Genomic DNA, 15,116 nt, shown 5'->3' with positions numbered 1-15,116 from the left:
ATGATGGCACATTATTTGCCGGTTATGCTTGATGTAAGCGGTCAAAAGATTGTGGTCATCGGCGGCGGGGCCGTTGCGGAGCGCAAGGTCCAGTCTCTGCTTGAAGCTGAGGCTATGGTTACGGTGATTAGCCCTGCGGTTAGCGCTGCCCTTGCTTCGCTCGCTGAGGCGGGGAAGCTTGTGTGGGTTGGCAGGGAATATGCACCCGGAGATGTGCCGGGAGCCTTTCTGGTCTACGCTGCGAGCAGTGATCCGGCGGTTAATGAGGCTGTAGCGGAGGAGTGCCGGGCGCTTGGCCTTCCCGTAAATGTAGCCAGCCATGCCGGGGCCGGCAATTTCATTACGCCGGGGGTTCTGCGCCGGGGAAGGCTGACCGTAGCCGTCTCGACCTCCGGTGCAGGACCCTCTGCTGCGGCTGCGATTACTGCGCAGCTCGCGGAGCTGCTCGGAGAAGAATATGAGCCTTATCTGGATTTTCTGCACCTGATGCGGACGGAGATTAAGCGGCAGGAGGCATCGGCAGAGATACGCGGCCGGCTTCTGCGCCGGCTGGGACAGCTTGATGTGTTGAATGAGCTGCGGCAGGGCACCTTTAAAGAATGGACCCCGGAGGCCGTCAGTTCGTGGATTGCGGCGAACCGGGCGGAGCAGCTAGAGTGATTGTACTAGTGCAACTGATTTCAGGGAAATGTGGCTAAAAGGCTTGAAGCGTGAGAATCTGCAATAGGATATCCTTGCATGCCGCAGACTGTATGAGAGTACAATGGTGGAGAGAGCGGCGGGAGAAGAAGCTTATTGTTACCGGGAGGGATTATTGGAATGCGCAAAATTATTGTAGGCAGCAGACAAAGCGCGCTGGCGCTGACCCAGACGGGGCATGTCATTGATGATCTGACCCGGCTGAGTGAGAAGCATGGCTTCGGGTTCACCTTTGAGGTGCACAAAATCATTACCAAAGGCGACCGCATTCTGGATGTTACCTTATCCAAGGTCGGGGGCAAAGGGCTGTTTGTGAAGGAAATCGAGCAGGCGATGCTTGATAAAGTAATCGATATGGCTGTACATAGCATGAAGGATATGCCCTCCGAACTGCCGGAGGGTCTGATTAACGGCGCTGTTCCCAAGCGGGTAGACCCGCGTGACTGTCTGATTGCAACAGGTGCAGCAGGTCTTGATGAGCTGGCCGCGGGTGCGCGTGTGGGCACAAGCAGCCTGCGCCGCTCCAGCCAGCTTGCCGCGCTACGACCGGATCTGGTTATTGAGCCGGTGCGCGGCAACATCGATTCCCGGCTGAAAAAGCTGGAGAACGGCGAATACGATGCCATCCTGCTTGCGGCAGCCGGCCTGACCCGGATGGGCTGGCAGGACCGCGTGACCTCCTACCTTGAGCCGGAGGTGTGTCTGCCTGCAGTCGGGCAAGGTGCTCTCGGTATTGAATGCCGCGAGGACGACGCCGAGCTGCGCAGCTTGCTTGCGCTATACAACGATGAGCAGACAGCTCTTACGGTGGCGGCGGAGCGGACTTTTCTAGGTGCGCTGAACGGCGGCTGCCAGGTGCCGATTGGTGCTTATGCAGTGCTTGAGGCAGAGGGCGCTGCGGTTGGAGAGAGCTCCGATAATCAGGGGAGTGCTGCCGGAGGTGCTGCGGGTCAATCCGGAGAAGCCGGGCTGCAGGGGTCAACTCATTCGGCAGAGCGGGTAATTACTCTGACAGGGATGGTAGGGACACCGGACGGGTCAGTGATCCTTAAGGAGACCATGACGGGCACAGACCCGGTATGGCTTGGTGAAGAGGTGGCCCGGAAGCTGATTGCCCGGGGCGCAGAGAAGATTCTGGCAGATACAAGGGGATGATGGAGATGGCGGAGAAGACGGGGAAAGTATATCTGGTAGGTGCAGGACCGGGCGATGCGAAGCTGATCACTGTGAAGGGGCTGGAGTGTATCCGCAAGGCGGATGTGCTGGTCTACGACCGGCTGGCAAGTCCCCGGCTGCTGAAGCAAATGAAGCCCGGCGGAGACAAAATTTATGTCGGCAAGCTGCCCGACCGCCACACCATGAAGCAGGAGGAGATCAACCAGCTGCTGGTTGATCTTGCCCTGGAAGGCAAGACGGTGGTGCGGCTTAAGGGCGGGGACCCGACGATTTTTGGCCGGGTGGGCGAAGAAGCGGAGCTGCTGCGCCGGAACGGCATCTACTATGAGATCGTACCGGGCATTACCTCGGCGATCAGCGTGCCGGCCTATGCCGGCATTCCGGTTACCCACCGGGACTATGCCTCCTCCCTGTCGATCATTACCGGGCATGAAAGCCCGGACAAGCTGGATCTGTCCATTCACTGGGACAAGGTTACGAATGCGACCGGCACGCTGGTCTTCCTAATGGGGGTAGCTAAGATCGGCTACATCAGCAGCCAGCTGATCAAGCACGGCCGTCCGCCGGAGACCCCGGTGGCGCTCGTGCGCTGGGGCACGCGCGCAGAGCAGGATACGCTGACCGGCACGCTCGCCGACATCGAGGCGAAGGTGCTGGCGGCGGACTTCAAGCCGCCGGCGGTCATTGTCGTCGGCGAAGTGGTGCGCCAGCGCCAGCAGCTGATGTGGGCCGAGGCGCTGCCGCTGTTCGGCAAGCGCATCGTGGTCACCCGCGCCCGCAGCCAGGCGAGCGAGCTGGTGGACCGCATTGAGGAGCTCGGCGGCGAGCCGTACGAGTTCCCGGTCATTGAGACGGTCATGCCGGCAGGCGAAGAGAAGAAGGCCGCCATTGCTTCCGCGCTTGGCGCGCTGGAAGCCTATGACTGGGTCTTCTTCACGAGCCCGAACGGCGTGGAGTTCTTTTGGCGCCACCTGGCGGAGCTCAGGGTGGACATCCGCGGCTTGCACCGCGCGCGCATCGGCGCGGTGGGGCCGGCCACAGCCGCCGCGCTGGCGGAGCGGGGGCTGGTGGCTGAGGAGCTGCCCGTCCGCTTCCAGGCGGAAGGGCTGCTGGAGGCGTTTGGCCCGCGGCTGGAGGCGGGCCAGAAGGTGCTCCTGCCGCGCGGGGACCTCGCGCGGGAGTGGCTTTCGGCCAAGCTGCGCGAGCTTGGGCTGGAAGTGACCGAGATCGACACCTACGAGACGGTGGTGACGGGAGAGGACGACATCGAGCTGCTGCGCCTGCTCGAGGAGAAGCGCATCCATGCGGTTACGTTCACCAGCTCCTCGACGGTGCGCAACTTCATCGAGATCCTGGCGCGCATGGGTCTGGAAGATCCGGTGGCCGTGCTGGCCGGCGTCAAAATCGCCTGCATCGGCCCGGTGACCGAAGAAACGGCCGTTGCCGCCGGCCTGACCCCGGGCCTGCTGCCGGACGAGGCCACGATCGAAGCACTGGTGCAGGAGCTGTGCCACTGGAACGAGTCTACGCGAGTACGATAGGAGCTAGATACACTGCTGGCGGGCCAGATTGATGAGGAGGCGGCTTATGCCTTTTTGCGCAGGCGGTTCGGAGAAGCCGCAGTACGGGGTGTGTTGGATGAGCCTCTACGTGTTATTAGATGCACCAGCTGTCTGCAGAAGTGTTGAACATATTAGTTTGCCGGCTGGACGAGCTACGCAGCGTGTTGTTAGATGCACCAGTTGTCTGCAGAAGTGTTGAACATATTAGTTTGCTGGTTGGATGAGTCAAGCTGCGTGCTGTTAAATACTCCGGTGGTCTGCGTTAAGGCAGGTAACACTCTCCTGATGCGGTTTAACTGCACTTTGTGCAGCTAAAACGGTCATATTTGGCTGGTGCGCGTGAATAGCTGCACTCCATACAACTAAAGTCGCCTATTTCGGCTGAAAGCTGCTTTTTCAGCCAAAATAGCTGCACGAAGTGCAGCTAAACGGGTTACTCAGAGGAAAACGGACGGAATAGCTGTACAGAGTGCAGTTAAAGTTAGTATGAGGCTGGGACATTCGGCCGGAGCAGCATAATAGTACTCACAACACAACATCCAGCAACAAACAGAAACGATGTGGTACACGACCACGCGATGTTTCGCATTGTTTGATGTTTATGGTTTAGTTTTGCCCAACCCGGGTTGCCACACGTGGCATACCAACATTGCAGGTACTCCGGACATGTGCTGACATAGCTCAGCGCTGCCGGACTTTTTTACATATTAACTACACAGGAGGATACATCAATGAGCTTTCCAATTACCCGACACCGCCGTCTGCGCGGTACAGCCGGAATCCGCGGGATGGTGCGGGAGACTGTGCTGAATACGCTGGATCTGATCCAGCCGATTTTTGTGACTTACGGGACAGGTGTAAAGACGGAGATTGGCTCGATGCCGGGCGTGTACCATTTTTCAATGGATATGCTGAAGGCCGAGGTGGACGAAATTGCTGCTCTGGGAATACCGGCGGTTCTGCTGTTTGGGATTCCGGAGACGAAGGATGCGGTAGGTTCGTCCGGCTTTGCGGATGACGGGATTGTGCAGGAGGCAACACGCCTGATCAAACAATGGTACCCTGAACTGCTCGTTGTAGCTGATACCTGTCTGTGTGAGTTCACGGACCACGGCCATTGCGGCATGGTTCACACTCATGTGGTTGACGGCGTAGTGCATGGGGATGTCATTAACGATGCTTCGCTTACGCTGCTGACCCGTACTGCGGTATCGCAGGCCAAGGCCGGGGCGGATATTATCGCGCCTTCGAACATGATGGACGGTTTTGTGCAGGCGATCCGCGCCGGACTGGATGAAAATGGTTTTGAGCATGTGCCTATTATGTCCTATTCGGTAAAATACGCCTCCGCCTTCTACGGCCCGTTCCGCGAGGCTGCTGATTCTGCGCCGCAGTTCGGCAACCGCAAAACATACCAGATGGACCCGGCTAACCTGCGGGAAGCGATCCGCGAAGCCGACTCCGATGTGCTTGAAGGTGCAGACATGCTGATGGTTAAGCCGGCGCTGGCTTATCTCGATGTGATCCGGACGATCCGCGACCAGTTCGATCTGCCGCTGGTGGCTTACAATGTGAGCGGTGAGTATTCGATGGTCAAAGCGGCGGCGCTGCAAGGCTGGATCGATGAAAAAGCAATCGTAATGGAGATGCTGACCGGCATGAAGCGGGCGGGCGCGGACATTATTATCACTTATTTTGCCAAGGATGCAGCCCGCTGGCTGCGCGGCTAAACTAACGAACAGAACAGGAGTGAATAACATGGGCAATGTGCCATTGTCGCGCCGGGAAGAGGCTTCCCGGAACGCTTTTGAAGAAGCTAAGCAGTATATTCCCGGCGGGGTGAATAGCCCGGTGCGGGCGTTCAAATCGGTCGGCCTGACACCGGTGTATGTGGATCACGGGATCGGCTCGCGTATTTATGATATTGACGGCAACAGCTTTATCGACTATGTCTGCTCCTGGGGCCCGCTTATTATGGGACATGCCCATCCAGAGGTGGTTAAAGCTCTGCAGGAGACTGCGGTAAAAGGGACAAGCTTCGGTGCGCCGACGCTGCTGGAGACGGAGATGGCCAAGCTGGTCGTCGAGCGTGTGCCGTCCGTGGATATCGTGCGGATGGTTAACTCCGGTACGGAAGCTACCATGAGCGCAATTCGTCTGGCCCGCGGCTACACCGGACGCAGCAAAATCCTCAAGTTCGAAGGCTCGTACCACGGTCATGCGGACAGCCTGCTGATCAAGGCGGGATCGGGTGTCGCTACGCTGGGCCTGCCGGACAGCCCGGGCGTGCCGGAAGGGGTAGCGGTGAACACGATCACTGTACCTTACAATGACCTGGAAGGTGTCAAAATCGCCTTCGAACGCTACGGCAACGAAATCGCCGCAGTTATCGTCGAGCCGATTGCCGGCAATATGGGCGTTGTGCCGCCGCAGCCGGGCTTCCTTGAGGGCTTGCGCAAGGTGACTACGGGTTATGGGGCGCTGCTGATTTTTGATGAGGTGATGACCGGATTCCGGGTGAACCGCAGCTGTGCGCAGGGCCTGTTCGGTATTGAACCAGACCTGACCTGCTTCGGCAAGGTCATCGGCGGCGGTCTTCCGGTCGGCGCTTACGGCGGCCGCAGGGAGATTATGGAGCAGATGGCTCCGGCGGGGCCGATCTACCAGGCGGGTACGCTCAGCGGGAATCCGCTGGCGATGGCTGCCGGCTACAGCACGCTGAAGCTGCTGACTCCTGAAGTGTACGACCGTCTGGAAACGCTGGGCGCGCGTCTGGAAGCCGGGTTGAAGCGCAACAGCGCCGACACCGGAATTCCGCTGACGGTCAACCGGATCGGCTCAATGGTCTGTCCGTTCTTCACGGAAGGGCCTGTCTATAACTTCGAAACGGCTAAATCCAGCAATCTGGAGCAATTCCGCAGCTACTTCGGCAAAATGCTCGACCAGGGCATTAGCGTGCCGCCATCCCAGTTCGAGGGGATGTTTGTGTCAGGCGTGCACAGCGAGCAGGATATCGACGATACGCTGGAGGCCCACTACCGGGCGCTGAAGTCGCTGTGACGGCTGGCGGCGGGGATAAGCCGAGAAGCGGCGGCTGGGATAAGCCTGTAAGAGGCAGTGAGAATAAAGCAGTTACGGGCGCTGAGGATAAAGCGGCAAGAGGCCGCTGGGATAAGCCTGCAAGAGGCAGTGAGAATAAGACGGTAAAGGGCAGCTGGGATAAAGCGGTCCAGGGTAGCGGGAATAAGGCTGCTAAGGGCGCCGGTGACAAGGCAGTAACAGGCAGTTGGGATATAACCGCAAAAGGCAGCGGGAACCAAACTGTACAGAGTGCCGTCAACAAGGCCGCCAACAGCAGCAGGGACCGAGCTTTAAAAAACGCCGAAAATAAAGCGGCAGAGAACGCAGGGAATAAGCTGTTTCCAGGCGGAGGCGCCTGGAAACGGCGCGGGGAATGGCTCGAAGCCATGCCGGGCCGGGCCCTTACCGGCGCAGCCGATAAGGAGGCTGCCATTGACCGCTGGCTGCTGGAGACTGCCGGGATGCCGGCAAAGCTCCATGCCCGGCTGCGCCGCGAAGGCGGCATCCAGTGGCGGGGCGACCGGCTGCGGCTGGCGCTTTGGCCTGAGCGGGAAGCCGGCATTGAGCCGGTGTGGCAGGAGGCTCAAGTGCTGTACGAGGATGATTTTTGCCTTGTCGTCCATAAGCCTGCGGGTATGGCGGTTCACCCGGACGGCAGCGGATCGGACACGACGCTGGACCACCTTGTAGCCGGGCATTACGCTGCTTCCGGCGGCGGCATTCCCGTGCGCCATATTCATCGTCTGGATAAGGATACGACCGGACCGGTGCTGTATGCGAAGAATGAGTACGCACAGCTTGTACTCGATGAGGATATGCGCAGCAAGGATATTTCGCGGCGCTATGCGGCAATCGTTGATGGGGCCGTGCCGGCTCAGCTCACGGTCATCGACGAACCGATCGGCCGCGACCGGCATCATGCGTCGCGGCGGCGGGTATCGCCCGGCGGCCAGCCGGCGGTGACGCTGATCACCGGGCTAGAGGTGCTGCGAGGTGCAACCTCGTTGCAGGTTGAGCTTGAGACCGGACGGACGCATCAGATCCGCGTCCACCTGAGCCACGCCGGCCATCCGCTCATCGGAGATGAGCTGTACGGCGGGCCGCGCTGGGGGCTCGCTGAACGCGGCCGCCAGGCACTGCACGGCGAAGCGCTGGCGTTCCGCCATCCGTGGACCCGGGAGCTGACCGTGGTGGCAGACCCGTGGCCGGAAGATATGCTCCGGCTGCGTGAGTCGCTGGGCGGGGCGCCGGTGTAGACCTGCCGAGCTGCCGCCGCGAGTGGAGTTACCGGCGGGAATTGCGGGAATGTTGTTACTGGGCGGAATGTTACTGTAAACGGCAGCGTCTGTATAGTGTTTGGTGCTTTATAGTAACTGAATGGCCTCAGCCGCTGGTTTATTGTATTAGGAGTAACTGAGCAGTGTAGGATGCATTCTGGTGCTTTATGGTAACTGGATAGGTCCAGCCGTTGGCTTATCGTATTAGGAGTAGCTGAGCGGTGTAGGACAGTATTTTGGTGCTATATAGTAACTGCATGGCTCCAGGTTATACCTTGTGTATTAAGAGTAACTGAGCATTCTAGGACAGTATTTTGGGTGCTTTATAGTAACTGGGGCGCTTTATAGTAACTGAATAGCTCGGCACAGCGCTTAGTTGTGTGCGAGCCCTTAAGCTTGCCACAGTATCTAACTAGCGCCGTCATTACCTCACCTTAGGTTTGCCGAAGTTACTGAACAGCATCGAACGGTATCTTATTCTTGATTACATTGCAGTAACTGAACGACGGCAGGCCATTACACTGTGCGCGTTACAGTAACACAATGCGCCTAAGCTATCCTTGTCAGAACGCCGGATTAGCTCATAAAGACAGGTAACTACTGACTGAACCTACAGCCAGATATGGCTGCGGGGTGTAGATAAGTTTGTTTGGGCAGCCGTTGCCTTTTGTTCATTTATAACCCGCATGACCCGCTGGCAGCTTGGCGGGGAGTGCGGGTTTTGCTATGCAGAGGCTAGGTGGAAGGTATGTGGTTTGACTTTTACGGCTCTTGTGCCCCCACTTATTTTTCTCTCTACGGAATTAAGTGGATTTTGGTCACCTATTGTTCAGTTTGTTGTTCCGCGACAGCGATTAGTGGGAAAAAGGTCACTTAATATGGCTATTTTCGCTGTTTGAAGGGAGAATGCCCGAATTAGATGACGTTTTTCCAACTAAAGTGTGCTAATGTCCGATTTTCGTTGAATTAGGTTACCTAATTACAACTAATTAACAATTTAGCTCCCCAGTGAGCTTTTACCCGCATATAGCGACCTGCTCCCCTTCCGCACATAGCGACCTGCTCCCCTCCCGCATATAGCAACCTGGTCCCCTCCCGCACATAGCAGCCTGCTCTCCTCCCGCACCCAGCAGCCTGCTCCCCTCCCGCACCCAGCGACCTGCTCCCGCATACCTCGCAAATCGCCCCTAGACTGCCCGATTTCCACCCTTTCGGTCCGCCGCAGAATCGAACCCTGCCGATTTTGGGTATAACACTATTAAGCGGTTTTAGATTAGTGTTAACAGACTGGGGGTCGGGCCATGAAGTGGCAGGGAAGAAGAGGCAGCTCGAATGTGGAGGACCGCAGAGGCAGTGGCGGCGGCGGTGGAGGTAAGCTGATTGGCGGCGGGATCGGCGGCATTATACTGGTCGTTGTAGTCACGCTGCTCAGCGGCGGTAATGTCGGGGATATTCTGGGGAATCTGACCTCGGGCGGAACCGCCACCGGAGGCGCCCCTTACCAGGAGAGCGCTGAAGAACAGGAACTGGCGCAGTTTGTTTCTGTTGTGCTGGCGGATACGGAGGATGTGTGGAGCGAGCTTTTTGCCCAGCAGGGGCTGACTTATACGGACCCGACACTCGTGCTGTACAGCGGCAGTGTCAATTCGGCCTGCGGGACGGCGAGCTCGGCGGTCGGGCCGTTTTATTGTCCGGGCGACAGCAAGCTGTATATTGACTTAAGCTTCTATGATGAGCTGCAGCAGCGCTTCCAGGCGCCGGGGGATTTTGCAATGGCTTATGTCATCGCCCACGAGGTGGGGCATCATGTACAGACCCTGCTTGGAACGACGAAGCAGCTGGATGCATACCGCCGTACTCTGAGCGAGACGGAATACAATAAGTATCAGGTCCGCTTCGAGCTGCAGGCTGACTATCTGGCCGGTGTCTGGGCTAACCATGCCCAGGGGATGAATCTGCTGGAGGAGGGTGATCTGGAGGAGGCGCTGACTGCGGCCAGTGCGGTCGGTGATGATACGATCCAGAAGCAGGCCCAGGGCTATGCGGTGCCGGACAGCTTCACCCACGGAACCTCGGAGCAGCGCAAACGCTGGTTCTACAAAGGCTTTAACAGCGGCACCATTGCCGGCGGGGACACCTTCAACACAACCGAGCTGTAGAGGAATGCGGGACGGTTTATGGAGCTCCTGAGGTACCTTCCGACGCATCTTCCACACAATAAAAAGAGCCGTTTCAGCCGGAAATCCGGTGAAACGGCTCTTTTGTCATACCAGCCTAATCCTCCAGCGTGTTCTTCGACGACAGCCGGTTGCGGCCGAGCTTCTTGGACTCCAGCAGCAGCTGGTCGGCGCGGACGTACCCTTTTTCCATGGAAATAGTCTGGTCCGCTTTAAAGTAATAGAGGCCAAAGGAAGCCGAATAGCTCACTTCGATCTGCTGCTCCTCATACTCGGCTGTGGCGCTATGGCTGCCCACATCCAGAAGAGTCTCCTGCACGATCATACGGCACTCGCGGAAAGACTTGTTTCTCAGGAACATGGTGAATTCCTCCCCGCCGCTGCGGAACAGGACATCCTCGTCCAGGAGATGGGCCTTGAGCGTATTGGCAAAATGCAGGATAACCTTGTCGCCGACGGCGTGATTGTAGGTATCGTTGATTTTTTTGAACCGGTCGATGTCAGCTACGACGATGCCGATGAATTCCCCGCTGTGGTCCAGCTCGTTCATCATTTTATCCATATGGGCCCGGTTAAAGGTTCCCGTCAGAAAGTCCTGGTAGGCCATCTGCTCGAACTTGTCCCGCTCGAACTTGTGCTGGGCGCTCTGGGATTTCGAGAAAAAAGAGAGGCTGACAATATAATTCAGCAGGAACAGCGCGATCAGCATCTCCCATTTCTCCATTTGCAGCAGACGCAGCAGCAGGGCGTTGGTCAGGGCAACCTTGCTGAAATCCAGCAGGTTTCTGCTTTTGAACAGCAGGTTGACCGCTTCCTGGCGTGTCTTGATGTCTCCTGACAGGGCAAAGGTGATGACCAGAAACCCCGAGGACAAAAAGGTGGTCACACAGACCACCAGCAGGAACAGCAGCCAGTAACCGGCCGGAAGCTGGGAGGCATACGGATAGAGCAGCGTATACAGGTAATAAGCCGCCGTACCGCCGAGCGTGAAGGAGCCGATATTATAAAAAGCGTCCAGGAATTCTCCCGGATCCGCCGTTTTGGTTTTCTTTTTATAAAGATACACGGTTGTCCGGTAAAAAATTTCATAAATCAGAGTCCCGAGCGGTCCGGCAAAAATACCGAAGGAGGAGGTGTAGCTGATCGCATAATCAATCGTCGAATTGCCGCTCCGGGTCACAATGCGCAGCTGAAAATAAAAGCTGGCGAATACCCAGTAGAGCAGCATGGCTTTTATATAGGTAACATCCAGAACCGCCGCAGGGTGCGTAAAAATCGCCAGGCCCACAGCCGCCGCAAACAGCGAAAGGTCAAATACCCTTGCTTTAGACATAGCAGTAACATTCCTTTCAAGAGTTATACCGATTATACCCGAAATGCCCCTGTGTGATGAAAATAGTTTCGCAAAAATTCATATGACCTCTACCCATACCGCAGAAAGGGCGCCGGACATATAATAATCTGTTCATACTAATGCCGGAGGCTTCTTATTACGGAAGAATTCTAGGATAAGAGGAGAGTGACTCATGAAAATACTGCTGGTTACCTACTGGGGGCTCACCAATATGGGCGGGATCTGGACGTATATGAGACAGCTTGCAGACAAGCTGGGCGGGCAGGGGCATACAGTAACGCTAATGGGCAGCCATGTGGATAGCAATACGCTGTATCTGCTGGACCGGAATGTGTTTTTTGATAAAAAAGCTTATTATTCTGCCCTTCTCCCTTATCTGGACCCGCTGCAGTTTCCGCATTTGCATCAGGAGCACGGTATTTTCAGCTTTGAGCTGGGCCGTTACGTGTTTGAAGGCGGGGCTGCGGCGCTTGGGCTTGAGGATTATGACGTCATCCATGCCCAGGACCCTATTTCTGCATATGCGCTGAGGCGGATTATGAAGCGTCCGGTGCCGCTGGTCGCAAGCGTTCACGGGGCACTCGCCCGCGAATCGTATTATGAGTACCGGGGGCTAGAGCCGGGGCTGACCCTGCAGGAATATGAGAGCAGACCGATCTGGAGCTATTTCCGGCGGATGGAGCAGCTTGGGGCGCAGGCGGCTGATCTGATTCTGGTCTCTTCAAAGTGGATTGGACAGGTTGTGGGCGGACACGGGGTGGCAGCGGACCGGGTTCATATACAGCCTTACGGCGTTAATCTGCGGGAGTACCGGGAGAAAGCTGCGGTGGCTGCACCCCTGAACCCTGTTCCCGGCAAAAAAACCATCATGTACGCGGGACGCCTTGAATACATCAAAGGGGTCCACGTATTAATCAGTGCGCTCGGCCTGCTGAAGCAGCGGCGCGGGGACTGGACCTGCGTCATTGCCGGCAGCGGGAGCCTGCTGGAGGAGCTGAGGGTACAGGCGAAGGAATGCGGTGTTCAGGATGACGTTGTATTTTCCGGAAAAATAGACAATATCCCCTCCGCGCTGACTGCCGCGGATATATATGTCCAGCCCAGCCTGCAGGACACGCAGCCTTTTTCGGTGACCGAGGCGCAGCTTGCCGGTATCGCGCCGGTAGTGGCCGGTACCACCGGAATGCCGGAGATGGTCCGGCACGGGGAGACAGGCTGGATTGTTCCGGCGGAGGATGCCGCAGCACTGGCTGACCGGCTGGAGCTGCTGCTCCGTGATGATGCCCTGCGGGCCCGGACGGGCAGCGCGGCCAGGAAGTGGGCAACGCAGAACCGCTCGCTGGATGTGATGACTGAGGGCACGCTCAGGGTGTACCGCCGGGCGGCGGGGATGCGCAGCTGGCCGCTGCCGGGTCTTCCTCCGGGAGCCGGGCCTGCCGGGGACGGCGGAGCAATGCCGGGCGCGTTCCATCCGGCAGATCTGCTCAAAGTCATCTCGCCCGGCAATCCCCTGGAGCCGGTGCTGCGCAGCGCACTTCCGGCAGATTATCTGGTGCCGGATGCGGGTATTCTTTAAGATTGGCACGGCTAAGCCGGAGCTGCCGCGGTTGTGTCAATATGTCCAAATTAGTCATGCCGTCCTGATTGAAGCATATACATGTGGGGAGTAACATTTTGGGCTTATGCTCTGGGCTTGTCTCAGGGTTAGATGATGCCAAGAAGGAGGAAGTTTCCCGTGTTTGACCAGTCCCACGGCTTGCGGTTTGATATTTATGAACGCATTCACCTGCCTGCAGAACTTCCGGGAATCGCTGAGCTGGAAGAGGTGGAGCTCATTCCCGAAATACAGGTGATTCAGAGGGAAGACCGGGCCGAGCTCTATGGCCAGCTGCTGCTCACCGGACTTTACCGGGGAGAAAATGACCGGACGGAGCGCCTGGAGCATGCGATACCTGTTGAAATCACAGTCCCGCTGACCCGGGTCAGCTCACTTGATGACATAGGGGTGGAGATCGAGAATTTCGACATCGACCTGCTTACGATGCGAACCGTCAACATCACCGGCGTCCTGTCCCTGCGGGGGATCGGCGGAGCTGAAGCGGGGTCGGCCTGGCCGCAGGAGGAGTATACTGTAGCCTACTCTCCTGAGGAGGCTGACCGCAGCAGTGCTGCTCCGGAGGAAGCCCGTGAGCCTGAAGGTGACGCCCTGTATGAGAATTCGCTGTGGACTTACGGCGAAGGTGCGGCAGAAGTTCCTGCGGAGCAGCAGGAGTACACCTCATTTGTGCCGGATGAAGGGGCTGTAAGCCCGCTGGTTCTGGAAGGCTCAGTCTACACACAGGCGGCCGGACACGCTGCCCAGCCGCCGAAGGACAAGGAAGCGAAGCTGCGCACACATAGTCTGGAGGCGCAGTCCGGCTTCCCGGGCGGCGCGGCGGCGGAGGGCTGGCAGAAGGGCAAGGCCCCGGCCGAGCCGGTATCGGGATACTTTTTCGGTGCCCGCGAGAAGGAGAAGGCTGCGGCACCGCCGGCTTCTGCTGAGATTGTGCGGGCTGAGGCCGGCAATGCAGCAGAGGATATTGTCCCTGCGGCGCAGGACTATGCATTTGCTGACATTGCCTCCGGAACACTCTTTGCCGGGAACCGGGAGGAGCCGGTTGCTGCTGTTGAGGCGGAGACACAGGAGCCAAATCCGGCTCCGGCTGAGGCTGAGGCTGTCCTGCCTGATCTGGCGGACTTTAAGGAGAACGAGTTCCTTCCTTCGGCAGAGACGCTGCCCGCCCAGGAAGAAAAGGCCGATCTTAAGGTGGCACTCGGCAGCAAGAAGGAGGCGGATTCTGCCGCTAGGGAGCCTCTGACCTTCTCCTCCCTGCTCAGCTCAAGCCGGGCCCACAAGGAGCAGGAGAGTGCAATTGCCGCTGCTGAAGCGCCCCCGGCGGCGGTCCCTGAAGCGGCGAATGACAGCGACTGGAAGACCCGCTTCATCAGCCGGACCGGCGGTGCGGAGCTGTTCCGTAAGGTCCGGATGTGCATTGTGCAGCGTGAGGATACGCTGGACACAATTGCCGAGAAGTACCAGCTCAGCGCGCGGGAGCTGGTAATGTACAACCGGCTGGCCGGCCAGAGCGTGGAAGAGGGCCAGGTTTTATATATTCCTTAAGCCGCCAGGCGTAAGGAATGGAATGGGGCAGAGCAGCGGTTCCTGTTATCGGGGAGTGCTGCTCTGTTTCATTATGAAGGAAGGCCGGACCTGAGTGACTTTATTTTCACTCAAAAGGCCATTTTGGCACCCTAACGGACCGCATTTCCCTTATTGCCCCTCGAACGGTCATTAATGAGCCGATTATCAGCAGATAGAGTCACTGGTGGCCGTCAGCACGCCGAATAATGAAAGTTAGTGAAAGTAAGTGCATCTGAGTCCGTTGGAGCAGGGGATGATCAGGGACAGTCTATAAAGATCGGTATGTATAACTCCCTCTGTTTGTGCGTATGCTGGTTGACTAGGAATAGTACTAAAGGTATTATGGGAATAAGTAAAACTTAGCTAAAAGACTGGGAACGGGAAGAGTAGGCGGTCAGCCCTTCAGAGAGCGGAATTGCAAGTGCTGTGATTTTCCGCAGGATGTTTGACACCGAAGTCGCCCCGGAGTCGCCCTTCTGAACCTGCCGCCGTTCATCCGGCCTGCAGCGTAGGATGCGGCCGGACGCAGCCGTTATCTGCATGAGTGTCGCGCTAAGCTCCGGGAACCGCAGGGTGACCGGGCACAGGTGTATTTGCTGCTAGCGCGAA

10 protein-coding genes are annotated in these 15,116 nt (G+C 57.7%); 9 read left to right on the top strand and 1 reads right to left on the bottom strand.

Annotation, left to right across the window (positions count from 1 at the left end; genetic code table 11):
- The 7 genes from R70723_RS25050 (at position 1) to ypfJ (ending at position 9,954) form a co-directional block, all read left to right on the top strand.
- Entirely contained in the window at positions 1–660 is a 660-nt protein-coding gene (locus R70723_RS25050) for a precorrin-2 dehydrogenase/sirohydrochlorin ferrochelatase family protein (RefSeq protein ID WP_231574779.1), read from the top strand.
- Positions 661–819: 159 nt separating this feature from the next.
- Complete coding sequence (gene hemC, locus R70723_RS25045) at positions 820–1,854, top strand: hydroxymethylbilane synthase (RefSeq protein ID WP_039876489.1); 1,035 nt, start codon at positions 820–822, stop codon at positions 1,852–1,854.
- Positions 1,855–1,859: 5 nt separating this feature from the next.
- Positions 1,860–3,416 carry a uroporphyrinogen-III C-methyltransferase gene (gene cobA, locus R70723_RS25040; protein ID WP_039876487.1) on the top strand — a complete coding sequence of 519 codons (1,557 nt, stop codon included), beginning with the start codon at positions 1,860–1,862 and terminating at the stop codon, positions 3,414–3,416.
- Between the two features lie 752 nt (positions 3,417–4,168).
- On the top strand, positions 4,169–5,167 hold the full coding sequence (gene hemB / locus R70723_RS25035; RefSeq protein WP_039876486.1) for a porphobilinogen synthase: 999 nt from the start codon (positions 4,169–4,171) through the stop codon (positions 5,165–5,167).
- A 28-nt stretch (positions 5,168–5,195) separates the two neighbouring features.
- Positions 5,196–6,497, top strand: a complete 1,302-nt coding sequence (hemL, locus tag R70723_RS25030) for a glutamate-1-semialdehyde 2,1-aminomutase (RefSeq protein WP_144027107.1) — start codon at positions 5,196–5,198, stop codon at positions 6,495–6,497.
- A 407-nt stretch (positions 6,498–6,904) separates the two neighbouring features.
- On the top strand, positions 6,905–7,774 hold the full coding sequence (locus tag R70723_RS25025; RefSeq protein ID WP_047171529.1) for an RluA family pseudouridine synthase: 870 nt from the start codon (positions 6,905–6,907) through the stop codon (positions 7,772–7,774).
- Positions 7,775–9,096: 1,322 nt separating this feature from the next.
- On the top strand, positions 9,097–9,954 hold the full coding sequence (ypfJ, locus tag R70723_RS25020) for a KPN_02809 family neutral zinc metallopeptidase (protein WP_039876484.1): 858 nt from the start codon (positions 9,097–9,099) through the stop codon (positions 9,952–9,954).
- A 115-nt stretch (positions 9,955–10,069) separates the two neighbouring features.
- Here ypfJ and R70723_RS25015 read toward each other — a convergent pair whose 3' ends face one another.
- Positions 10,070–11,305 carry a GGDEF domain-containing protein gene (locus R70723_RS25015; RefSeq protein ID WP_039876482.1) on the bottom strand — a complete coding sequence of 412 codons (1,236 nt, stop codon included), beginning with the start codon at positions 11,303–11,305 and terminating at the stop codon, positions 10,070–10,072.
- A 193-nt stretch (positions 11,306–11,498) separates the two neighbouring features.
- Here R70723_RS25015 and R70723_RS25010 point away from each other — a divergent pair, with 193 nt between their 5' ends.
- Positions 11,499–12,902, top strand: coding sequence for a glycosyltransferase family 4 protein (locus R70723_RS25010; RefSeq protein ID WP_052421462.1), 1,404 nt, complete (start codon positions 11,499–11,501; stop codon positions 12,900–12,902).
- Between the two features lie 159 nt (positions 12,903–13,061).
- A complete protein-coding gene (locus R70723_RS25005; RefSeq protein ID WP_039876481.1) occupies positions 13,062–14,486 on the top strand; it encodes a LysM peptidoglycan-binding domain-containing protein in 1,425 nt (474 codons plus the stop codon).
- Positions 14,487–15,116 lie beyond the last annotated feature (630 nt).

It is taken from the genome of Paenibacillus sp. FSL R7-0273 (assembly GCF_000758625.1).
Taxonomy (GTDB): domain Bacteria; phylum Bacillota; class Bacilli; order Paenibacillales; family Paenibacillaceae; genus Paenibacillus_AQ.
This window is presented reverse-complemented; position numbering and strand designations above follow the sequence as displayed.